Genomic DNA, 21828 nt, shown 5'->3' with positions numbered 1-21828 from the left:
CTTCTTTATCATTAAGAAGTTTTGCATGTTCGGATGATGTGTAAATACATGCTTTGTGTTTTTGTATAAGTTTATGAATGCTGCTTGCTTGCGCAGAAGTAGGCTGTTTATCAAAAAGTTCTATTAATGACTCATATGTTAAACACTCTTTTGGTTTTTGATTTGCAAAGAATGTTTCAATAGCTTTGTTAAGTTCTTTAGCTGTCATATAAAATACACCTTGTTGGTTCGATAAGATTTTTTAAAGGTGGATTATACCCAAATAGTCTTAATATACGCTTCTTTAAATGTTGGAACACAGATTGCTTAAAGTGAAAAAAATAGATTTAAAAGGTATTTTATGCAGAGCGGATACTATAGTTCGGCAGCAGGGATGGTTACTCAATTTAACCGCCTTGATACTATTTCAAACAACCTTGCCAATGTAAATACAATCGGTTTTAAGGAACAAAATCTTGTCGTCGGTGATTTTTTGCGTTTATATAAAGAAGCAAGGGATGAACTGCCAAATGCAAATCAAACCAAAGAGGCTGCTCAATTTTTAAATAGAGCCATGAATAAAGCTCCGCAAATAGTAGACTCATATACGGATTATTCTGTCGGAAATATGGAAAAAAGCGATAATCCTTTAGATATGGCGTTATCTAAAGAAGGTCTATTTTTTCTAGTTAAAACACCGGGAGGAGTCAGACTTACCAGAGACGGTTCATTTACTAAAGATGATCAAGGCAAACTGGTTACAAAAGATGGTTATGAAGTTTTACCGAGTGATTATTTTTCAACAAATCAGTCGATAGTCTTAAATCCGCAAGACAGCACTGTTCAAGTGGATAAAAACGGACAAATATTTACGGATGTGCCAAACAGTGCAAAATTCACGACAGGTTCTAAGATTTTTATAGCACAGCCGGACAATATTGCCATGCTTAAAAAAGAGGGGAACAATCTTTATAGATACGACGGTGTGACTGAGTTTGAAAGCTTGGAAGGAAGCGGCGCCGTAAGACAAGGTTTTATAGAAAAAAGTAATGTAAATGCAGTAAAAATGATGACACAGATGATAGAAACAAATCGTTTGGTGGGTATGTATCAAAAAGCGATGGATACACAGATGAATGATATGAACCGCGATGCAATTGAAAAAATTGCTAAAAAATCTTAAGGAGTTTAGACCATGATGCAATCACTTTATACTGCTTCAACGGGAATGTTGAGTATGCAGACGCAAATAGATACGACGGCAAATAATATTGCCAACGTCAATACGATAGGTTTTAAGAAATCTCGTGCAGAATTTGCCGACCTTATGTACAAAGTTATGGAATACGCCGGTACGTCTACTAGCGATGTCAGCAAAAGTCCTACGGGAATAGAAGCCGGTCTAGGTTCAAGACCTACTGCTATAAATAAAATATTTTCCGAAGGCAGTTTAAAACAGACGGACAATCAACTAGACATTGCAGTTACAGGCAGAGGTTTTTTCAAACTTGAACTACCTGATGGAACTGAGGTTTATTCAAGAAACGGCGCATTTAAAATTGATGCAAACGGAATAGTGGTAAATAGTGACGGTTATAAAATGGTTCCTGAAATTGTTATTCCGCCTGATGCAACCAATATCAGTATCGGCACCGATGGAACGGTAACAGTTGTTCAAACCGGTCAAACACAAGCAACCCAGATAGGTAAATTATCATTAACAAACTTTGTAAATCCTGCCGGCTTGCACTCTATGGGGGATAATTTATATATTGAAACCGACAGTTCGGGTCAACCGGTAGAGGGAACTCCCGGATCAGACGGTCTTGGAGTGATTAGACAAGGGTTCGTCGAACTTAGTAATGTCGAGCTTGTTGTTGAGTTGACCGACCTTATTACCGGACAAAGGGCTTATGATTCAAACTCAAAAGTAATTACTACAAGTGATGAAATGCTTCAAACGGTAAACGGATTAAAAAGATAATAACTACATAAAGGCAGCTTGATACGAATTAATATCAAGTTGCCTTATACTCCTTTTAGAAAACTAAAATCTCATTTTAGCTATAATCACAAAATTATTTTAAATATAGTTAGGAATTTATATGCAAAAAGCAAATATTGACGGTAAAGTTTGGAGATTCGGCAAAGATATCGACACGGACTTAATCATAGCGGCTCGTTACTTAAACACATCGGTACCCGAAGAGTTGGCTAAACATGTTATGGAAGATGCAGATCCGGAGTTTGTCTCTAAAATGAGCAGAGGCGATGTTATAGTTGCCGGTGAAAATTTTGGTTGCGGAAGTTCTCGTGAACACGCTCCCATAGCACTCAAAGCTGCCGGCGTTGCTGCAGTTATCGCTCCGACTTTTGCAAGAATATTTTATCGTAACGCATTTAACATGGGACTTCCTATATTTGAGCTTTGTGAGAGCGACGAGATAGCTGAGGGTGATGAGATAAGCGTCGATATGAACAACGGAACTATTACAAACAAAACTTCAGGCAAAACATATAGCTTTATTCCAATCCCATCTTTTATGCAAGAGCTTATAGATGCGGGCGGGCTTATGAATTATGCACAAAACGAAATTAAAGGTAAATAATGAAAACTTATAAAATTGCACTTATTAAAGGTGACGGAATCGGTCCTGAGATTATAGATGAAGCCGTAAAAGTTTTAGACTCCGTCGCATCTTGTTTTGATTTTGATTTTGAGTATGAAGAGGCTTTAATGGGCGGTTGTGCATACGATATAACTGGTGACCCGCTTCCTCAAGAGACAATTAATATCTCATTAAACAGCGATGCCGTACTTTTTGGCGCAATCGGCGGACAAAAATGGGACAATCTGCCTCGCGAGAAACGACCTGAGAGCGGACTTTTGAGATTCCGTAAAGAGCTTGGTGTTTATGCAAACCTTCGTCCGGCTATTGTTTACGATGAGCTTATAAATGCATCATCGTTAAAACCTGAAGTTATTAAAGGTGTTGATTTAATGGTTGTTCGCGAACTCATAGGCGGAATCTATTTCGGTGAGCCAAAAGGTCGTGACGAGAACAAAGGGTGGAACACTATGGTCTACACCCGCGAAGAGATTGTAAGAATTGCTCATCAGGCATTTAAAATCGCGATGACTAGAAGCAAAAGAGTTTGTTCAATCGACAAAGCAAATGTTTTAGATGTTTCACAGCTGTGGAGAGAAGTGGTTACGGAAGTAGCACGCGAATATCCTGAAGTTGAACTTAGTCATATGTATGTAGACAATGCGGCAATGCAGCTTATCCGAGACCCTAGACAGTTTGATGTTATGCTTACGGGAAATATTTTCGGTGATATTTTAAGTGATGAGGCGAGTATGCTATCAGGTTCTATCGGTCTGCTTCCATCAGCTTCAGTCGGAGCTAAGATAGGTGTTTATGAGCCTATTCACGGTTCTGCGCCTGATATTGCAGGGCAGGGAATTGCAAACCCGATTGCAACCATTTTATCGGCTTCTATGATGCTTAGATATGCTCTTGGCGAAAATGATGCTGCAGATAAAATCGATACTGCCGTAAAAAGAGCGCTTAAAGAGGGATATAGAACAAAAGATATAGCTCAATATGACGCAAAAGAAGTTTGTTCAACGAGTGAAATGGGCTCGATTATTGCTAATTACGCAGCTAAATGAAAACATTAACTTTAGCAAATATTTACGAATTACAAGGCTTAAAAGAAGAAGCGCTTGAAATTTATAAGGAGATTTTGAAAAAAGATCCCTCAAATAGCGATGCTAAAATTGCAATAAGAAGACTCTCAGGCATGAGAAAAAAGTTTTTAAACGTAAACACTCAGATGAAAGAGTATTTTGTAAAAATGGAAGAAGAGATTGAGTTTAATGAATTTGAAAGGTGGTTATTGAAGTTATGGAGTTAAAAGATGTAATTCTCTCAACTTTGGCAGAGATGGAAGATATAAAACCTGATATAAACAACCAAAAATCAATAGATGATTTTAAACCTGTAATAAAAAAAGAGTTCAAAATTGAAACTAAATCTGAAATTGAATCAATTGTTGAATCAATTGTTGAAGAAGAACAGAATAATATTAGCAGTGAGATGCTTTTTTTAACATCGATCAGAGAGAGACTGCTTGTACTGTTTGAAGGCTTTCAAGCGCCAAACAACACAAATATAGAGGCTAAAGTCGATATGACGCTAAATTTTTTAGAGTATGTGCTAGTCACTATTGATTCTAGGGTAGAAGAGTTAGAGAGAGGAAATCGTAAATGAGCCAATACCGAGTACTTATAGATGCAAATGATGAAAAAGGTTTAGTGCATAAAGTATCTACCGTTTTTTACAAAAATGATTTGAATATTCTCTCAAACAGTGAGTTTGTTGATAAAGAAAATAATAAATTTTTTATGAGAAGCGTCGTAGACGGTGATATAGAACTTATCAAATTACATCAACTCATAAGCGATGTAATGCCCGTTAGTGCAAACATAGAAGTTATAGCACCTCAAAAGAAAAATATCATAATAATGGCTACAAAAGAGATGCACGCACTTGGCGATATTCTGATTCGTCATGAAGCTGGGGAACTTGAAGCAAATATTTTGGCCGTTGTATCAAACTATAGCGACTTAGAGTCTTTGGTCGGCAAATTTAACATTCCTTTTATCGCCATTTCGCATGTAGGACTGGACAGAGAAGAGCATGAAGATAAAATACTTGAGTGTTTAGCAGGATTTGAAGATATAGACTATATAGTTTTAGCAAAATATATGAGAATTTTAACTCCTAAATTTATAGAAGCATACGAAAATAGAATTATAAATATCCATCACTCTTTTTTACCTGCATTTATAGGAGCAAATCCTTATAAACAAGCTTACGACAGAGGGGTAAAGATTATCGGCGCTACATCGCATTTTGTAAACAATAATCTTGACGAGGGTCCGATTATTGCTCAAGAGGTTATACATGTAAATCATGCTTATGGCTGGAGAGATATGCAGCGTTCGGGTAAAGATGTCGAAAAAGTCGTTCTCTCTCGTGCCCTAAAACTTGCCCTTGAAGACAGAATATTCGTTTATGCAAATAAAACCGTAATTTTTTAGGATAGCAGTTGTTTAATCTTGTACTTGTAAATCCGCAAATCCCAAACAATACGGGTGCGATAGGGCGACTCTGCGTCAATGCCGGTGCAGCATTACATATCATAAAACCTATAGCGTTTGATATTGACGAAAAGGCTGTTAGGCGCGCCGGACTCGATTATTGGCATAAACTTGATTTGCATGTATGGGAGAGTTTAGATGATTTTTTTGCAAACAATACAATAAAAGACAATGCCTATTTTGCAACTACAAAAACAGATAAACCATATTTTGACGCACAATTTAAAGAGGGCGATTATATCTTTTTCGGAAGTGAGACTGCAGGCATACCGCAAGATATTTTAAATAGATATAAAGAGCAAAATATAACTATACCTATGACAAAAGAGGGCAGAAGTTTAAACTTGGCTATAAGTACCGGAATAGTACTTTATGAAGCAATAAAACAAAATTACGCCGCATTTAAAGAGAAGCTATGAGCCTATTTATCGATATAGTTATGCTGACTCTTTTTATACTTTTTATGGTTTTTATCTTCGGCGGTTATCACAAAAACAAATCAGCCGCAAGAGAAGCCCAGCGAGAAGCCGATGAGAAAAAATCAAAAGAGAAAGAGAAATCTGATTTTTAAAATAAAATATCAGCCAATCTCTCTATAAAATTCTCAAATCTATTTAAGAGATTTTGTACATTTTTTACCATTGTTTTCATTTCAAATCCTTTTTGGATACCCTTTATTTATTTTATACATTACAAAATATTTTAAATAAAGATAAAAAATATTGCATTTTGTCATATATTTTTTGACTAAATTGCAAAAATAGTATATAATCTTAAATATTTGAATAAATATGAGGAAGTGATATGAAAAATTTTCTTGAAATAGTAGAAGAGATAAAAAGCATTGTCTCTACTGAATTTAACGGCAAAAAAATGTATGATAAGGATGTTGCCGACATCTTAGGTATAAGTCAGATGAATTTTGCAACCATGAAAAAAAGAAATAAAATACCTTTTAATGAACTTTTAGATTTTTGTGCCACAAAATCCATATCAATCAACTGGATGCTCTACGGTCAATCACCGGAGAGTCTTGTTGAAGCGACAAATAAATTCTTTATAGTTAGATATTTTAGCAGCATAAGCGCATCTGCAGGCGGCGGCGCAGATGCAGAGCATGAAGAAGCCGGTCAAATAGAGATTCCTCATGAGTTTGCTATGATACTCGGAGGAGAAAGAGAGCTAAAAAACATAGAAGCTATCAATGTAACGGGTGATTCTATGGAGCCGACATTTAGCTATAACGATATTGTCTTTATTAACAGAAACAAGACGGATCTTCAAAGAGGCGGCATATTTACGATACGAACAGAGGCAGGGCTTTTTATAAAGAGAGTTCAAAAAAGAATAGACGGGAAAATAGATATAATTTCCGACAATCAAGTTTACTCTACTCAAACGCTAGACCCTAATGAAATAGAGGTAATAGGAAGAGTAGTCAGTAGATTTGGAAGCGTTGATTGAAGGTTGAAAGAGTGAGATATATTTTTATAATTTTATCAATTGTTTTATTGACCGGCTGTTCCCTGCGCGATATAAAAATTGATGAAAAAAAGAGAACTTCCAAAGATATATACGACTTGCAAAATATACCTCAAGATGTAAGTTATTTTGCAAAAAATATCGATAAAAATATCTCTTTTTATGAAATTCAAAAAAAATATGAGCAGCGCTATTTTAGTATGTGGAATATTGAGAAACCAAAAGAGGGGCTAACCTCCGTAAAATGGCCATTTTTTTCATTTCGTGCCGGTAAAAGTTACGGAGAAAATCTACAACCCTTAGAACAGAGCTTTTTTGACACAATGCTAAGCAATGCAAATTTTGACACATACGCAACCCTTAATGCAAAAGCAGTAACGATAAAAGAGGTCAGTTTAAGATCTTTTCCAACCATAAAACCGCTGCTAAAAGACCCCTCTATTGCCGGAGAGGGATTTCCGTTTGACTATCTTCAAAATAGCACCGTGCACGCAAATGAGCCTATCTTAGTTTCACACTATTCCAAAGACAGAGAGTGGGCATATGTATTTAGCAACTTTGCATCGGGCTGGATAAAAACAAACGAATTCGCCATTTTAGAAAAAAAACATACTGAAGCTTGGCAAAATGCACAACAGATTGCCATTACCAAAGAAGATGAGCCGATTTACGATTCTGAGGGCAACTTTTTGTATAAATCAAAAATCGGTATGATGTTCGCTCTTATCTCTGAAGATGAAGAGGCATATACCGTTTTGACGGTATCGTCATATAAAAATTCAAAACCGCTCTTTTTTAAGTCAAAAATTTCTAAAAGCATAGCTACCAAAGAGATAATGAAACTAGATGAAAACAATCTAATTGCCGTTATCAAAGAGGTGTCAAAAACAAATTACGGATGGGGCGGTATGTATGAACAAAGAGATTGTTCCTCAATGCTTAGAGATATGTTTACGCCCTTTGGCATCTGGCTTCCTAGAAATTCATTTCAGCAAAGCAAAATCGGCAATGTCATATCTTTAAGCGGTTTAAGCGATGAAGAGAAGATAAGAGTTATAAAAGAAAAAGCTGTTCCTTTTCAAACAATTTTTTACAAAAAGGGGCATGTTGTTCTTTATGTAGGAACCTATAATGATGAAATTATCGTATTTCATAATACTTGGGGTATAAAAACTAAAAAAGATGGTGTAGAGGGCAGAGTAGTTATAGGAAAGAGCGTTTTTAGTTCTCTAAATATTGGAAAATATTTAGAGAACTATGACGAAGAGAGTTCAATGCTTAAAAATTTAATAAGTATGAATATCTTAACACAGTAGCTTCTGCTACTCTGATCTGCTAAGCTTTTATATCTAAAAGTGAACCTAACATCTCATCTTGCGTTTTTATAGCCGTAACATTTAAAGCAGTAGCATCTTGAGTAACTATTTGAGTTGTCACCTCTTTAGAAAGATCTGTCTGACTCATTTTTGAACCGGTATCATCCTGCTTTCTACTCTCCGCTCTTAATGAATTTTCACTGCCGACGATTTTTGTATCTAATGGTATAAAACCACCCGTATTGACATTTGCAACATTATTTGCACTCGTATTCATCATTATTTGATGAGCTTGTATGGATGAGATATTGTTTGAGATATTCATTGTAAACTCCTAATCTATATCTATGTATTATAATATCGGCAAACTAAAAGTTTGTAGAAGCTTTTATCAATAAAGCTTCTACAAATTAAAAAAGATTAGTGAAGGTCTGCGTTTAGTTTAACTTCTCTCGTGCTTCTTTGAACTACATACTGCCCTGTTTGAGAGTTTTGTCTAAAGTGAAGCCCATTTAGCCCTGCAAGCTCTTTTCCTTTCATTATATTATCCAAGTTTGCGTTTGGATTTACCTCTTGTATTTCATTTATCTCTTCATCGTTAATATGAAATTTTGTTCCCGCAAAAACTGCCAACCCACCATCAATGATACATCCGTCACCAAGCGGAATTCCACAAGTAGAGTTCGCACCTAAGAGCGTGTTTTTACCGATAGTAATAGGATTTCCATCCGTTCCGCTAAGCACACCGAGGATTGAAGCTCCACCGCCGACATCACTGCCTGCTCCGACGATTGCAGAGCTTGAGATGCGACCCTCAACCATTACAGGTCCTGTTGTTCCTGCATTAAAGTTAATGTATGATGCACCCGGCATAACCGTAGTTCCTGCAGCAAGTTGAGCACCGAATCTAACTTTTGAGGTATCAAGTACACGAGTGTTGTCAGCCGGAATAATATGTTGCAGAAATCTTGGAAATTTATCTACAAAGTCAATATGCGGGTACTCATTTGCAAGTTTCAACTCAATTTCAAATTCACGAAGATAATCAAGCTCAATAGGTTTGCCGTTTGACCATGCAACATTAGGCAGTGCTCCAAAAGCACCGTTTAAGTTGATGCTTCTTAGCTCAACTTTTGCTTGAGAGAGTGCATAAAGCTTCAAGTAAGACGCTTCAACGCTCTTTAGAGGCTCATCAGCAAAAATAAATGTTACTTTAAACTCACCTTCTAAAGAGCCTTTGCTCATAATTTGGTTGTAGAGTGCAGAGACAACTTGAATATTTTTATGAGCATCGCCGAAAGCTTCTTCCGAATAAGGAGTAAATGCATTTAAACAGCTCTTTAAAAATGCAGAGTTTATGTCACAAACAGCTTCACTTTGTGTAAAATCAACATTTATGCCTTGTTCTGCGAGTGCTTTGATAAAGATAGCAGCACTTCCAAAATTTTCATTCCAATTAATAATCGGGTAAGTAGCTTGAAGAGTTTTCCCGATATTTAACTGTCCTAAATCTACTCTACATATACCAAATGCCAAAGGATCTTTATATCCGACCGTTGATGATTTTATATCTTGAATCAGTGCTTTAAAAGCATCTGTAGTTTGAATAATTTCCATGAATTCTCTCTTAAATAATTTATAAAAAATATTATACTTAAACATTACTAATAGCAATTTTAGTATATACTTTCGTTATGAATAAATGGATTGAATTATTAAAAAACAATGACTTTTTAGGTGTCAAAAAACAGGTCAGAGAAGGTGCTGATGTCAATGAAGCAAATGAGAGCGGCGAGTCGGTTTTAGCTTCATCACTAAGATATAGATGTGATTTTGATTTGATAATGCTTTTAATAAAGAGCGGTGCGGATATTTATGATTTTGATGAAGAGGGCGTTAGTATTTTTGACATGGCGGTTACTTATGACAATATAGATGTCGTAAAATATTTAATAGCCCAAGGCGTTGATGTTAATAGCACAAAAAGAAGAAGTAGATTTACTCCTTTAATGGCAGCTGTTTGTTACGGCAGGGTCGAGATGGTAAAGTTTTTAATAGAACAGGGCGCAGATAAAAATGCAGTTGATTCAAAGGGAATCAGCGTAATAGACTTTGCAAGAAAAACAAATAAAAAGAGCATTCTACTGCTGCTTGATTATGATGAAAATGCGCCTAAAAACAGAAACTACGCTAGATAACCTTACTAAATAAGGTTATAAGTTATACTTGACTCTTTTAAAAATTTTGTAAAAAGTTCAAACTGTTTTTCTACATATAGTTTATCAACTCCGCACAGCGATATCTCCACGGAAGCTTTTCCATCATTTAGTATCGGCAAAGAAGAGAGCTCTATATCGGCAGGAAGTTGTTTCATTAGAGTTATAAGCGTATTTTCACTTGTTTGTGCTAGAAGAGTAAGCCTGTATTTTTGTACGGATTTGCTAAATAATTTTTCTATCACGGAGCTAACCATCGGATGCGACATCTGAGGAAATCCCGGAGTAAAAAAATATCTGTTTTCCAGAGAAAAACCTGACATATTATTAATAGGATTGAACAATAGCTCGGAATTATGCGGTAAATCCGACATATGAATTCTATGAGGATATGCTTCCTCGCCAAATCTCTCTATAATGTCTTGTTCAAATTTTTTGTGTCGCTCAAGCGGCTGTGAAGTAAAAATTTCCGCGGCTATAGCTCTTGTTAAATCATCAGGCGTTGCACCGATACCGCCAAAAGAGAACATAACGCTTTGTTCATCATCTTTTATAAGCTTGTAGGTTTTTTTAATCAGATTTTCGTCATCTTTTATAACGAAAGAGGCAAAAAGATCATGTCCGTACTTTTGAAGCTCGTTTTTTAAAAATTCAAAGTGTTTATCTACTCTGCGACCGTTTAGTATCTCACTACCTATAATACAAGCATAAAAATTCATATTGCTCTTTTATTTTTTTATCAATTATAGTTTAGACATTGTTAGAATACTCTTATATAGAGTATAATTGCAGAATTAAATTTTAAAAGGTGTTTTTTATGTCATATGCACAACAATTAGAAGAGCTGATAACAAAAAATGTTATTCCGGATATCAACGAGAGATTAGATGAGATTTTTGAAGAGATTGCCGATAGCAAAGAAGCAAGCGAAGACGCAAAAGAGGAGATAGAGGAGCTTCGCGAATTCAAAGCAGACCTGCAAGATGTGTTAGATGATATAAAAAGCGGTGATATCGAAGAAGATGAGTGTAAAGAGCTAATCGATGATATTTTAGAAGCACAAAACGGCAGCGATGACGATGATTTCGGATTTGAAGACGAATAACTAATCTTGCAAACCTTCACATGTTAAGAGAGACTTAACATGTGTAAAAGTCTACTCTTTACTAGCCTCTTTTAGAGCTTTTTCTCTTGCTTTGTCTTTTTTACTTTTTCCTTTGCCCTTAACCGGCTCTGAACCTTTTACTTTTATAGGAGCTTCTCCGACAAGTTCAAATCCTTCTACTTTTTCTCTAGCTAGATTTACCTTGCAGCGTTTTTCAATGATGCCAAAATGAGCTTTGTCCTCATGTGAGATAAAAGAGATGGCAATTCCGGATTTACCTGCTCTTGCGGTACGACCTATACGGTGTATATAGTCGGTGGGAGAACGGGGAAGGTCGAAGTTTACAACACACGAGATATCATCAATATCGAGTCCTCTTGCAGCTATATCTGTTGCAAAAAGTATGCGTATTTTTTTAGCCTTAAATTCATTTAGCGTATGAGTTCGTTCGTCTTGATAGAGGTCGCCATGAAATGACTCTGCAGCGTAACCGTACTTTTTGAACTTGGCAGCTATATTGTCGGTAGCTCTTTTATTTGCCATAAATACAAGCACTTGTTCTAGTTTTTCACTCTCAAGCAGATACCTTAGAAGCGGACCACGATTTTCACGATTTACCTCTATAACGCGTTGAGTAACACTCTTTACAGTCAGAACTTCTTGCTCTATTGTTACTCTAATCGGATTTTGCGTGATTTTTGAAGCGATATCCAAAATCTTTTGAGGGTAGGTCGCCGAAAAGAGAAGATTTTGACGCTTTTGCGGAATCGCTTCAAGTATAGCTTCTAGCTCCTCTGCAAAACCAAGATTTAGCATCTTATCCGCTTCATCAAGAACAAAAAACTCTAAATATGAGAGATTTGTCTGTTTTTTTGTAAGAACATCCAGCAATCTTCCTGATGTTGCCACTAAGATATCGCATCCTTGCTGAATAGCATAGATTTGCTCACCTATGCTCTCTCCGCCGATTATACTAACCACTTTCGGCTTTCTCTGTAAATCTGCACCAAAAGTAGAAAAAGCATCTGCAACTTGAAGAGTAAGCTCACGAGTCGGAGTTAAAACAAGAGCTTTAATCTTTGACTTTCCTTCGCTAACACTCTTAGACCAAAGCTCCAAAATAGGCAGCACAAAACTAGCACTCTTACCGCTCCCCGTCTGTGCCATTGCCATAACATCGTTATGATTAAGTACAAGAGGAATTACCTTCTCTTGGATGGGTGTCGGAGTTGTAAAGCCGCTTTTTTTAAGTCTGCTTTGGATTTGCGGTGATAGACTAAGTTTAGAAAATGGCATTTGTCTTCCTCTGGTTAATTGAATGTATTTTATGAAATTTAGGCTTCAGAGGAGGTTTATTTATAGCTAATTTTAACTACATTTATATATAATCACATCAATAAAACAGATAGGATAAATATGAGAATAATATTACTAGGAGCTCCGGGTGCGGGGAAGGGTACTCAAGCAGGGTTTTTAACGAAAAAATATAACATTCCTCAAATCTCTACAGGAGATATGCTTCGAGCTGCTATAAAAGCAGGTACAGATATGGGCAAAATGGCAAAAGCAGCTATGGATGCCGGTCAGCTAGTGACTGATGAAATTATTATTGGTCTTGTAAAGGATAGAATCGCTGAGAGTGATTGCGCAAACGGCTACCTTTTAGACGGTTTTCCTCGTACGCTTCCTCAAGCTGATGCCGTTACAAATGCGGGTATAGCTATCGATGCCGTTATAGAGATAGATGTTCCCGATGAAGAGATAGTAAAACGAATGTCGGGTCGTCGTGCACATTTGGCGAGTGGGCGAACTTACCATTTAGTTTATAATCCGCCAAAAGTAGAAGGCAAAGATGATGTTACAGGTGAAGATTTGGTTCTGCGTGACGACGATAAAGAGTCGGTTGTGTTTGACCGTTTAAAAGTCTATCATGAGCTTACAAGCCCGCTTATAGGTTACTATAAAGAACAAGCTTCTAAAATGGATGGTCTGACTTATATAACTGTTGACGGCACGGCAGATATAGCTGATGTTGAGGCAAATATTGTTTCTAAACTAGGTTAATTGAGCCCTTTGGGGGTTCAATTATATTTTTGACTTTATAAAATCTTGCATCTCTAAAACTATTTCTTCTATCGTTCTCTCGCCACTTATTACATGTAAAAGGTTTTTACCGCTATAAAACGATTTGATATCGGACAGCGGCTCTGTGTAAACTTTCATACGATTATTGAAAACTTCAGTTTTATCATCGGCTCCGCGAGCACGACCAAGAACTCTCTCTCTGGCAGTCTCTTCGCTCACAAGCACCTCTATAACACTGCAAAGCTCTAAAGATGAGTCACTGTTTAGATATTCATCTAAAGCATTCAACTGCTCCATACTTCTTGGATATCCGTCAATGATGATTATGTCTGTGGGAGCGTTTTTGATGGCGTTTACAATTGTCTCTATGGCTATCTTGATAGGAACAATAAGCCCCTTTGATATATAGCTGTTTATTTCAGAGCCAAGGGAGCTGCCGCTTGCAACTTCTGCTCTAAGCATATCGCCGGTAGAGTAGTGTGTTATTTGGCTGTTTTGTTTGGCGATTAATTCTGCATCAGTAGTTTTACCGGAGCCGGGTGCTCCGATGATTAAAAAGAGTTTTTTCATTATCTAAGTTTTATGTGTAAATCTTTAAGCTGATTAGCATCCACTTCACTCGGTGCTTTTGTTAAGATACAAGAAGCTTTTTGCGTTTTAGGGAATGCTATAACATCACGAATACTTGATTTTTTAGAGATTAACATCATAAGTCTATCAAATCCGATAGCAAAACCGCCATGTGGAGGTGCGCCAAACTTAAGAGCGTCAAGCAAGAAACCAAACTTCTCTTTAGCTTCCTCTTCCGTGATTCCAAGAAGTTTGAAAATTTCTTCTTGCATCTCCTCTTTATGGATACGAATACTTCCACCGCCAAGCTCAGTACCGTTTAAAACGATATCATAAGCAATAGAGTCTATCTCTTCTACATCATCTTTATCGGTATCTTTTGGCTGAGTAAACGGATGGTGAAGCGCTTTTACTCTTCCCTCTTCAACTTCAAACATCGGAAAGTCAACAACCCAAACAAATTCATAAGCATCTTTATCGACAAGATTCATCTTCTCATGCTCTGCTATGAAAATTCTAAGACGACCCATATAGTCCCAAACCGTCTTTTTATCTCCTGCACCGAAGAATACGACATCGCCGACTTCAAGCTCTGTTCTCTCGATAATAAGTGCGATATCCTCTTCACTAAAAAACTTAACTAAAGGACCTTTTAGACCATCCTCTTTCATTTGAAAATATCCAAGTCCCTGCGCACCGAACTGGCGTACAAAATCTTCAAAAGTTTTCATCTCTCTTTTTGAGAAAACCAAATCAGCACCCGGAACTTTTAGTGCTTTTATACGGTTTTTATGCGGTTGCTTTGCAATACTTGTAAATATCTCATTATCGCATCTTGAGAAAATATCGATAACATCAACCATTTTAAGGTCATATCTTAAATCCGGCTTATCTGAACCGTACCACTCCATCGCATCTCTATAAGCTATGCGATTAAAAGGAGGCTTAATCTCTACCCCGCAAGCACCAAACATAGCAACTAAGAGCTTTTCTGCTATAAGCATAACATCCTCTTGATCGCAAAAACTCATCTCGACATCTATTTGAGTAAATTCCGGTTGACGGTCAGCTCTTAAATCTTCATCGCGAAAACATTTAGCTATCTGAAAATATCTATCAAATCCGCCGACCATTAAAAGCTGTTTGAAGAGTTGCGGAGATTGCGGAAGTGCATAAAATTCGCCGCTGTGAACACGAGACGGTACTAAATAATCTCTTGCACCCTCCGGAGTTGATTTTGTAAGTATCGGAGTTTCAACCTCTAAAAAGCCGTTCTCGTCTAAGATATTTCTAGCAGCGATTGCGGCTTTTGAGCGAAGACGGAAAGTCTCATACATAGATGGATCTCTTAACTCTAAATAGCGGTATCTAAGTCTTGTCTCTTCACCTACATTTTTATCACCGATTACAAACGGAACCGCAGCCGATTTGTTTTCTATGATTAGCTCATCCACAACGATTTCAATCGCACCGGTTTTTAGACGAGGATTTGTCAAACCCTCTCCGCGAAGACGAACTTTCCCCTTTGCAACAAGAACAAACTCATCGCGAACGCTATTTGCTATTTTATGCGCTGATGCGCTATCTTCAGGGTCACATGTAAGCTGAATCAGACCGCTTTTATCTCTTAAATCTATAAAAACAATCCCGCCATGATCACGGTAGCTATTTGCCCAACCAGCTAGAACAACATCTTGTCCTATATTTGCTTCACTTAAATCTGTACAATAATGACTTCTCATAAATATAGAGTCCTAAAAAATAATTTTCGCGATTATATCCAAACTTGGCTTATCGGGCAATTATTTTGCTCCCAAGAGTGTGATTTTTTTCTTACGCCATAAGTTTTTTTGCAATTCGTGCGACATGTTCTCCCTGAAAATATGCTCCGGCAAGCTCGTTTTTGCTTGGAGCACGACTCCCATTGCCACCTGCAATAGTAGATGCCCCATAGGGGGAACAACCGCTGATTTCATCCATAGTCGTCTGACCTTGGAATGTATACGGCAACCCGACAATTACCATACCGTGATGCAAAAGGGTAGTGTGGAAACTAAGTATAGTAGATTCTTGCCCGCCGTGCTGGGTATTTGAGCTAACGATAACGCTTCCTACTTTTCCTACCAACGCTCCCCTCATCCACAGTTGTCCCGTAGCATCAAGGAACTGACGCATCTGAGCACACATATTGCCAAATCGAGTCGGTGTTCCAAAAATAACTGCATCGGCTTCGCCTAGTTCATCTACGGTGCAAAAAGGCACATGAGCTTGTTGTTTTTGAGCCTCAAGCGCACCCATCTTTTCTAACACTTCTTGGGAGAGAGTTTCCGGAACTCGTCGGAGTACGACTTCAACATTTTCTATAGATTGCACCCCTTGGGCTGCTGCTTCTGCTAACTTATATACATGTCCATACATCGAATAGTAAACAACCAATATCTTCATAAGAAACTCCTTTGATTATGTTAGAACAATTTAATAGGGTCATTGTATATCAACTAATCTTAACTAATCTAAGTAGTACATTGAGATAATATATATTCTTGAAAATTTAAGAATTTATAAGTCCATTTTATATACAAAAGCATTATAGAAGTGTATAATTTATGAAATTTTTTTTAAAGAGTCATTTTGAACGGTAAAACAATTAAAAAAATCGGTGTAATTTTAAGACCGTCAACTCCCGAGTTAAAAGACGGTTATGCTAAATTGGAGAAAATTTTTAAAAATTACAATATAGAAGTTTTATTGGAAAACAGAAGTGCTCAAATGATTGGGACGGTTGGTGAGAGCTTTGAAAAAATCTGCCAAGAGTCTGATTTTTTAGTTAGTTTCGGCGGTGACGGAACACTTATATCTACGGTTAGAAAATCATTTGATTATGATATCCCCATACTCGGCGTATATGCAGGAAATCTTGGTTTTTTAGCAGATTTGTCTTTAGATGAACTTGATGCTTTTGTTCAAAAAATAATTCAAAACAAATACAAAGTCGATGAGAGAGCCGTCCTTGAAGCAACGGTAATTAAAAACTCAAAAGAGATAAAAATGTACGCCTTTAACGATATCGTACTCACTCGTACAAGAGTTTCAAATATGATACATATAGAGACCCTAATTGATTCTCGTTCATTCAATACCTACTACGGCGACGGGGTAATCGTCTCTACTCCTACGGGTTCTACGGCTTATAATCTCTCGGCAGGCGGACCGGTTCTTTTTCCTATGAGCAATGTATTTGCCCTGACTCCCATATGTCCACACTCCCTGACGCAAAGACCTATTGTTCTTCCGGGGAGATTTGCAATCGAGATGAAAACATCAGAAGAGAGAGCTTTGATAATAATAGACGGACAAGATGTGCATGAACTAGAACTCGGAGAGAGCGTTCATATAAAACTGGCAACCAAAACAGTTAAATTGATACATAAAGAAGAGTATAACTATTTTGATGTTTTAAAAGAGAAATTAAGGTGGGGAGAATGATAGAAAGATTTTACTTAAAAGAGTACCTTAGTTTTAAAGAGGTTGAACTGGATTTAAAATCGGGGCTTGTCGTATTTACGGGTCCAAGCGGAAGCGGTAAATCAATTTTGATAAACTCGATTTTATCCTCTTTGGGTACAAATTCATGTGACGCTATGCTATGCGAGTCTACCGTAGCATGGGAGCTGAACACGGATGATGCCGGTATAGAGCCTGATGATGTTTATATTTTTAAACATATAAAAAAAGAGAAATCAAGATATTTTATAAACAATCAAAGTATCTCTAAAAAAGCTATGAGCAACTTAACTTCAGGCTATTTAAGACACCTCTCTCTAAGAGATTTCAGCGACTTTGAAAATGAAAATCTTTTATCTATTTTGGACAATAGGCTGGATAAAAAAAATCATAACGCAACCGGGCTAAGAGATGAATACGGCAAAATTTTTTTAGAGCATAAGAGAGTCAGAAAAGAACTACTCTCTATTGAAGAAGAACAGAGAAAAATTGTTGAATTAAAAGAGTTTGCAGCTTACGAGATCAAAAAAATAGAAGATATAAATCCAAAAATTTCGGAAGATAGCGAGCTTTTGGAAATTAAAAAAGAGTTATCAAGAAAAGAGAAAGTTTTAAAAAGTTTATCTCAAGCAAATGCTATTTTTGAACACGAGCACAATGTTTTTAATGCGCTAGATTTGTTAAATACCGATAACTCTTTTTTTAGCGACAGCATGAATGAACTTAGAGCAATTATGGAGAGTGCCGAGGAGAGATTTAGCATGCTTGATGAAATCAATGTTGAAGATGTTTTAAACCGTATTGAAGAGCTTAGTGAACTAAAAAGAAGATACGGAAGCATAGAAGATGCCATAAAATATAAAGAGCAGAAGATTTTGGAGTTAGCTAAGTATGAAAATATAGAGATTACAAAAGGCGATTTAGAAGCAAAAGAGACAACTTTAAGTAAAAAAGTAAAAGATTTAGCAAGCAGACTTAGCGAGCTTCGCCGCAGTGAGATAGACTCTTTTAACAGCGATTTAAACAGATATCTAAAAGAGTTATATCTGCGTGATGCAAAAGTTGAAATAAACGATACCGATTTTGGACTTTTCGGAAAAGATGAGATATCTATAAGACTGCATGCAACCGATTTGCAAAAAGTAAGTACCGGTGAATTTAATAGGCTAAGATTGGCTATTTTAGCTCTAAAATCCGAGTTTATGAGTAGAGGAGGCGGGGTATTGATGCTTGATGAAATAGATGCAAACTTAAGCGGCGAAGAGTCTATGAGTGTTGCAAAAGTGCTAAAACAGCTCTCAAAACATTTTCAAATATTTGTAATTTCACATCAACCGCAACTTACTTCAATGGGTGATCAGCACTTTTTGGTTTATAAAAATGGCAATGATTCATATGCAAGAGAGCTTAGTTTTGACGACAGAGTAGATGAAATAGCTAGAATTATAAGCGGTGAGAGCATTACGCAAGAGGCTAAAAAATTTGCCAAAGAGTTACTAAATTTAAACGCAAAATGAGAAAATATGATAATTGATACACATGTACATCTTGATGACAAAAGATATGAAGGTGATTTGGAGGAAGTTTTAGATAGAGCCAGAAAGGGCGGAGTAGAACGATTTATCATCCCAGGTGCAGACCCGAAAAACCTAGATAGAGCCGTCTATATTGCAGAAAATAACAGCGATGTATATTTTGCCGTAGGAGTTCATCCTTACGATATGGACGCATTTGATACGCTTAAATTTGAAAAATATATAAATCATAAAAAATGCGTTGCTATCGGTGAATGCGGGCTTGATTATTTCAGGCTTGAGGGTAGTGATGAAACCAAAGAGGAAGAAAAAAGAAAACAAAAAGAAGTTTTTATAGCACATATTGAGTTAGCAAAAAAGTATAAAAAACCGCTTATCGTGCATATAAGAGATGCTTCAAGAGATTCTAAAGAGATACTTTTAAAATATAATGCTGCAGAGGTCGGAGGGGTACTACACTGCTATAATGCAGACGAAGAACTACTTTCTTTATCAGAAGAGGGCTTTTATTTTGGAATAGGCGGTGTTTTAACTTTTAGCAATGCTAAGAAGCTTATTCATGTGTTACCAAAAATCCCACTTGAGAAAATAGTAATTGAAACAGACGGTCCGTATCTAACACCGACTCCCCATAGAGGCGAGAGAAATGAGCCGTTTTATACAACTTTTATAACAAAAAAAATGTCTGAACTTTTAGAGATATCGGTGGAAAATTTAGAAAAAACAACCACTCAAAATGCTCTTGCACTTTTTAATATTTCTTAGTATTAAAAGAACTTAACTCTTTTTAATATTCATTTAGTTAAAATATAGTCATTAAACTTACGATAAAGGTTGCTATTTTGAAATATATTTTACTGCTTTTATTGCCGTTTTTATTGAGCGCAAACCTTATATATAGTTCAAACTATGCTAGAGAAGTGGCTATTTTAGACTCTTTTGACATTGATGCGTCTTTTTTAAATGATCCTGTTATGAATCAAATCAAAGATAGTAATGTAGAAATATTCAAAGATGAGCGTTTTTTTGGAGCTATGGACGATGCATATATTTTTATCCCTGTTATAAAAAATATTTTAACTAAGTACAACATACCGCCGGAATTTCTTTTTCTTTCAATGGCAGAATCAGAATTTTTAACAAGAGCATATTCTGTTAAAAAAGCGTCCGGTCTATGGCAATTTATGCCCCCAGCCGCAAAACAGTACGGTCTGCGAATTGATGAGTTTGTCGATGAGAGAAGAGATTTAATTAAAGCAACCGAAGCTGCCGCAAAATATCTTTCAAATCTTTATAAAAAATTTGGCAAATGGTATTTGGCGGCAATCGCTTATAATTGCGGAGACGGAAAATTAAGCAAAGCTATTGAAAATGCCGGCAGCGATGAACTATCTGTTTTGTTAGATCCTAAAATGACATATATTCCAAAAGAGAGCAGGCTTTATATCAGGAGAATCGTTGCATTGGCGATGATGGGTAATGATGAACATTTTTTACTAAAAAGTGAGTATGAGTACCTGCTAAACAGAGCAAACGCGTACTCCATATCTACGGTTAAAGTTCCGGGCGGTGAGTCATTGTCAAGAGTCTCTAAGCTGATAGGGATACCTCTTGAAGAGTTAAAAAAATTAAACAGACATTTAAAATTTGATTTTACACCGTCATATGTAAGCAGTTATGATATATATATTCCATACATTAAACTCTCTGAATTTAAGCAGAAATATTTTGAAGAAAAAACAAAAAACGTATATAAAATCCATGTGGCAAAAAAGAGTGATACCGTTTTTAAGATAGCAAAAGCGTACGGCGTGCCATACAAAACGGTTATGGATTTTAACAATCTTAAAAGTGATAAAGTAAATTTTGAGCAAAGAGTCGTGATCCCTATGAACAGTAAGATTAATGCTGAAAAAACAAATAATAATTTTTACTATTCGGTTAAAAAAGGAGATACTTTAGAATCTATCTCAAAAGCATACAAGATTAGTGTAGAAAATATAAAAATTCAAAATAAACTAAAAGGGAAACTGGTTAAAGAGGGCGAAAGGCTGAAGCTTTAATGGATAAAAAATTATCTATTTTTATTGCCGTCTCTATGCTAATTTTAGGTGCCGGATGTAGCTCAAAGAGCAAAAGTACATATCCGCAAACTTACCCTGAAGATAGAGATGATGTGCGCACTCCGTATATCAGCAAAAAAGATTACACACACCCGACGATGAAACCGTATGAAATCAGAGGAATAAAATATTATCCGACTGTTGTAAGCGTGGGTGATGAGTTTAGCGGCAATGCAAGTTGGTACGGTCCCGATTTTCACGGCAAATCAACTTCTAACGGTGAAACTTACAACATGTATGATATGACTGCCGCGCACAAAACTCTGCCGATGAATACGATAGTAAAAGTAACAAATCAAAGAAACGGTTTAAATACTGTTGTTAGAATAAACGACAGAGGACCGTTTGTAGATACAAGAATTATTGACTTATCCAACACGGCGGCTCGCAAGATAGGTATGCTTAACGACGGAACGGCGCCGGTAACCGTTGAAGTGCTTGGTTTTAATGTAAAAGGAGGGCAACAAATCCCACCTAGAGAAGAGTTAAAAGGTTCCCCACAAGAGCAGATTATAGATGGATTTGCTATTCAGATTGCATCTTTTTCTAAAATTGAAGGAGCTCTTGCAACCCAAAAGAAATATAACGACACTAACGGATATAAGACTATTATCAAAGATATGCAAACAGAAAACGGCAGAATGTTTAAAGTGTGGCTAAAAGGTTTTAGAAGCGAACAAGAAGCAAGAGATTATAAGTCACTTGGAAATTTTAAAAATTCATTTATCGTGAGAGAGGATTAA

Annotated in this window: 26 protein-coding genes and 1 pseudogene; 19 read left to right on the top strand and 8 right to left on the bottom strand. The window is 36.5% G+C overall.

Annotation, left to right across the window (positions count from 1 at the left end):
* Nucleotides 1–208 (bottom strand): annotated as a pseudogene (locus PHQ93_RS03315) (RNA polymerase sigma factor RpoD); the annotation flags it as partial.
* A gap of 132 nt (nt 209–340) precedes the next feature.
* Between PHQ93_RS03315 and PHQ93_RS03310 the strand changes: the two are divergent.
* The 11 genes from PHQ93_RS03310 to PHQ93_RS03260 all read left to right on the top strand — a co-directional run bounded on the left by PHQ93_RS03310 (nt 341) and on the right by PHQ93_RS03260 (nt 7947).
* Nucleotides 341–1162, top strand: a complete 822-nt coding sequence (locus PHQ93_RS03310) for a flagellar hook-basal body protein (RefSeq protein WP_299940815.1) — start codon at nt 341–343, stop codon at nt 1160–1162.
* 12 nt (nt 1163–1174) lie between these two features.
* Nucleotides 1175–1963 (top strand): flagellar basal-body rod protein FlgG, encoded by a 789-nt coding sequence (gene flgG / locus PHQ93_RS03305; protein ID WP_299940812.1) that lies wholly within the window; start codon nt 1175–1177, stop codon nt 1961–1963.
* Between the two features lie 121 nt (nt 1964–2084).
* Complete coding sequence (locus PHQ93_RS03300; RefSeq protein ID WP_299940809.1) at nt 2085–2588, top strand: 3-isopropylmalate dehydratase small subunit; 504 nt, start codon at nt 2085–2087, stop codon at nt 2586–2588.
* Nucleotides 2588–3655, top strand: coding sequence for a 3-isopropylmalate dehydrogenase (gene leuB, locus PHQ93_RS03295; RefSeq protein WP_299940806.1), 1068 nt, complete (start codon nt 2588–2590; stop codon nt 3653–3655). The genes PHQ93_RS03300 and leuB overlap by 1 nt, the downstream gene beginning before the upstream one ends.
* Complete coding sequence (locus PHQ93_RS03290) at nt 3652–3900, top strand: tetratricopeptide repeat protein (RefSeq protein WP_299914380.1); 249 nt, start codon at nt 3652–3654, stop codon at nt 3898–3900. The genes leuB and PHQ93_RS03290 overlap by 4 nt, the downstream gene beginning before the upstream one ends.
* Nucleotides 3891–4256, top strand: a complete 366-nt coding sequence (locus PHQ93_RS03285; protein WP_299940804.1) for a hypothetical protein — start codon at nt 3891–3893, stop codon at nt 4254–4256. The genes PHQ93_RS03290 and PHQ93_RS03285 overlap by 10 nt, the downstream gene beginning before the upstream one ends.
* Complete coding sequence (gene purU / locus PHQ93_RS03280) at nt 4253–5089, top strand: formyltetrahydrofolate deformylase (protein WP_299940803.1); 837 nt, start codon at nt 4253–4255, stop codon at nt 5087–5089. Before PHQ93_RS03285 ends, purU begins: the two co-directional genes overlap by 4 nt.
* An 8-nt stretch (nt 5090–5097) precedes the next feature.
* A complete protein-coding gene (locus PHQ93_RS03275; protein WP_299940800.1) occupies nt 5098–5568 on the top strand; it encodes a tRNA (cytidine(34)-2'-O)-methyltransferase in 471 nt (156 codons plus the stop codon).
* Nucleotides 5565–5720 (top strand): hypothetical protein, encoded by a 156-nt coding sequence (locus PHQ93_RS03270; protein ID WP_299940797.1) that lies wholly within the window; start codon nt 5565–5567, stop codon nt 5718–5720. Before PHQ93_RS03275 ends, PHQ93_RS03270 begins: the two co-directional genes overlap by 4 nt.
* A gap of 233 nt (nt 5721–5953) precedes the next feature.
* The gene (locus tag PHQ93_RS03265) at nt 5954–6613 is read left to right on the top strand and encodes a LexA family transcriptional regulator (RefSeq protein ID WP_299940795.1); all 660 of its coding nucleotides are present in this window, start codon (nt 5954–5956) and stop codon (nt 6611–6613) included.
* A gap of 11 nt (nt 6614–6624) precedes the next feature.
* Entirely contained in the window at nt 6625–7947 is a 1323-nt protein-coding gene (locus PHQ93_RS03260) for an SH3 domain-containing protein (protein WP_299940792.1), read from the top strand.
* A gap of 19 nt (nt 7948–7966) precedes the next feature.
* Here the strand turns inward: PHQ93_RS03260 and PHQ93_RS03255 are convergent, their stop codons facing one another.
* Nucleotides 7967–8272, bottom strand: coding sequence for a hypothetical protein (locus tag PHQ93_RS03255; RefSeq protein ID WP_299940790.1), 306 nt, complete (start codon nt 8270–8272; stop codon nt 7967–7969).
* A 95-nt stretch (nt 8273–8367) separates the two neighbouring features.
* Nucleotides 8368–9564 (bottom strand): tetrahydrodipicolinate N-succinyltransferase N-terminal domain-containing protein, encoded by a 1197-nt coding sequence (locus PHQ93_RS03250; protein WP_299940788.1) that lies wholly within the window; start codon nt 9562–9564, stop codon nt 8368–8370.
* Between the two features lie 77 nt (nt 9565–9641).
* Here PHQ93_RS03250 and PHQ93_RS03245 point away from each other — a divergent pair, with 77 nt between their 5' ends.
* Complete coding sequence (locus PHQ93_RS03245) at nt 9642–10145, top strand: ankyrin repeat domain-containing protein (RefSeq protein ID WP_299940787.1); 504 nt, start codon at nt 9642–9644, stop codon at nt 10143–10145.
* Between the two features lie 5 nt (nt 10146–10150).
* On the opposite strand, the gene PHQ93_RS03240 is transcribed toward PHQ93_RS03245, so the two are convergent.
* Nucleotides 10151–10882 carry a molybdopterin-binding protein gene (locus PHQ93_RS03240; RefSeq protein ID WP_299940785.1) on the bottom strand — a complete coding sequence of 244 codons (732 nt, stop codon included), beginning with the start codon at nt 10880–10882 and terminating at the stop codon, nt 10151–10153.
* A 98-nt stretch (nt 10883–10980) separates the two neighbouring features.
* Here PHQ93_RS03240 and PHQ93_RS03235 point away from each other — a divergent pair, with 98 nt between their 5' ends.
* A complete protein-coding gene (locus PHQ93_RS03235; protein WP_299940782.1) occupies nt 10981–11268 on the top strand; it encodes a hypothetical protein in 288 nt (95 codons plus the stop codon).
* 51 nt (nt 11269–11319) lie between these two features.
* Here the strand turns inward: PHQ93_RS03235 and PHQ93_RS03230 are convergent, their stop codons facing one another.
* Nucleotides 11320–12564, bottom strand: a complete 1245-nt coding sequence (locus PHQ93_RS03230) for a DEAD/DEAH box helicase (RefSeq protein WP_299940779.1) — start codon at nt 12562–12564, stop codon at nt 11320–11322.
* Nucleotides 12565–12684: 120 nt separating this feature from the next.
* On the opposite strand from PHQ93_RS03230, the gene adk reads away from it, so the two are divergent.
* A complete protein-coding gene (adk, locus tag PHQ93_RS03225; RefSeq protein WP_299940777.1) occupies nt 12685–13332 on the top strand; it encodes an adenylate kinase in 648 nt (215 codons plus the stop codon).
* A gap of 21 nt (nt 13333–13353) precedes the next feature.
* Here adk and PHQ93_RS03220 read toward each other — a convergent pair whose 3' ends face one another.
* From PHQ93_RS03220 to wrbA, 3 genes are all read right to left on the bottom strand, one after another.
* A complete protein-coding gene (locus PHQ93_RS03220) occupies nt 13354–13923 on the bottom strand; it encodes an adenylate kinase (RefSeq protein WP_299940774.1) in 570 nt (189 codons plus the stop codon).
* Nucleotides 13923–15665: an aspartate--tRNA ligase gene (gene aspS, locus PHQ93_RS03215; RefSeq protein WP_299940771.1), complete on the bottom strand. Its 1743-nt coding sequence runs from the start codon at nt 15663–15665 to the stop codon at nt 13923–13925. Before aspS ends, PHQ93_RS03220 begins: the two co-directional genes overlap by 1 nt.
* 91 nt (nt 15666–15756) lie before the next feature.
* A complete protein-coding gene (gene wrbA, locus PHQ93_RS03210; RefSeq protein ID WP_299940768.1) occupies nt 15757–16368 on the bottom strand; it encodes an NAD(P)H:quinone oxidoreductase in 612 nt (203 codons plus the stop codon).
* A gap of 186 nt (nt 16369–16554) precedes the next feature.
* Between wrbA and PHQ93_RS03205 the strand changes: the two genes are divergently transcribed.
* The 5 genes from PHQ93_RS03205 (at nt 16555) to PHQ93_RS03185 (ending at nt 21828) form a co-directional block, all read left to right on the top strand.
* The gene (locus tag PHQ93_RS03205) at nt 16555–17409 is read left to right on the top strand and encodes an NAD(+)/NADH kinase (RefSeq protein ID WP_299940766.1); all 855 of its coding nucleotides are present in this window, start codon (nt 16555–16557) and stop codon (nt 17407–17409) included.
* Nucleotides 17406–18944, top strand: a complete 1539-nt coding sequence (locus PHQ93_RS03200) for an AAA family ATPase (RefSeq protein ID WP_299940764.1) — start codon at nt 17406–17408, stop codon at nt 18942–18944. The genes PHQ93_RS03205 and PHQ93_RS03200 overlap by 4 nt, the downstream gene beginning before the upstream one ends.
* A 6-nt stretch (nt 18945–18950) precedes the next feature.
* Nucleotides 18951–19727 carry a TatD family hydrolase gene (locus PHQ93_RS03195; RefSeq protein ID WP_299940761.1) on the top strand — a complete coding sequence of 259 codons (777 nt, stop codon included), beginning with the start codon at nt 18951–18953 and terminating at the stop codon, nt 19725–19727.
* A gap of 77 nt (nt 19728–19804) precedes the next feature.
* On the top strand, nt 19805–21025 hold the full coding sequence (locus tag PHQ93_RS03190; protein ID WP_299940759.1) for a lytic transglycosylase domain-containing protein: 1221 nt from the start codon (nt 19805–19807) through the stop codon (nt 21023–21025).
* A complete protein-coding gene (locus PHQ93_RS03185; RefSeq protein ID WP_299940757.1) occupies nt 21025–21828 on the top strand; it encodes a septal ring lytic transglycosylase RlpA family protein in 804 nt (267 codons plus the stop codon). Before PHQ93_RS03190 ends, PHQ93_RS03185 begins: the two co-directional genes overlap by 1 nt.

The organism is Sulfurimonas sp. (genome assembly GCF_028714975.1).
Taxonomy (GTDB): Bacteria; Campylobacterota; Campylobacteria; order Campylobacterales; family Sulfurimonadaceae; genus Sulfurimonas.
The sequence above is the reverse complement of the archived record's forward strand: the minus strand, read 5'-3'. Positions and strand labels throughout refer to the sequence as shown.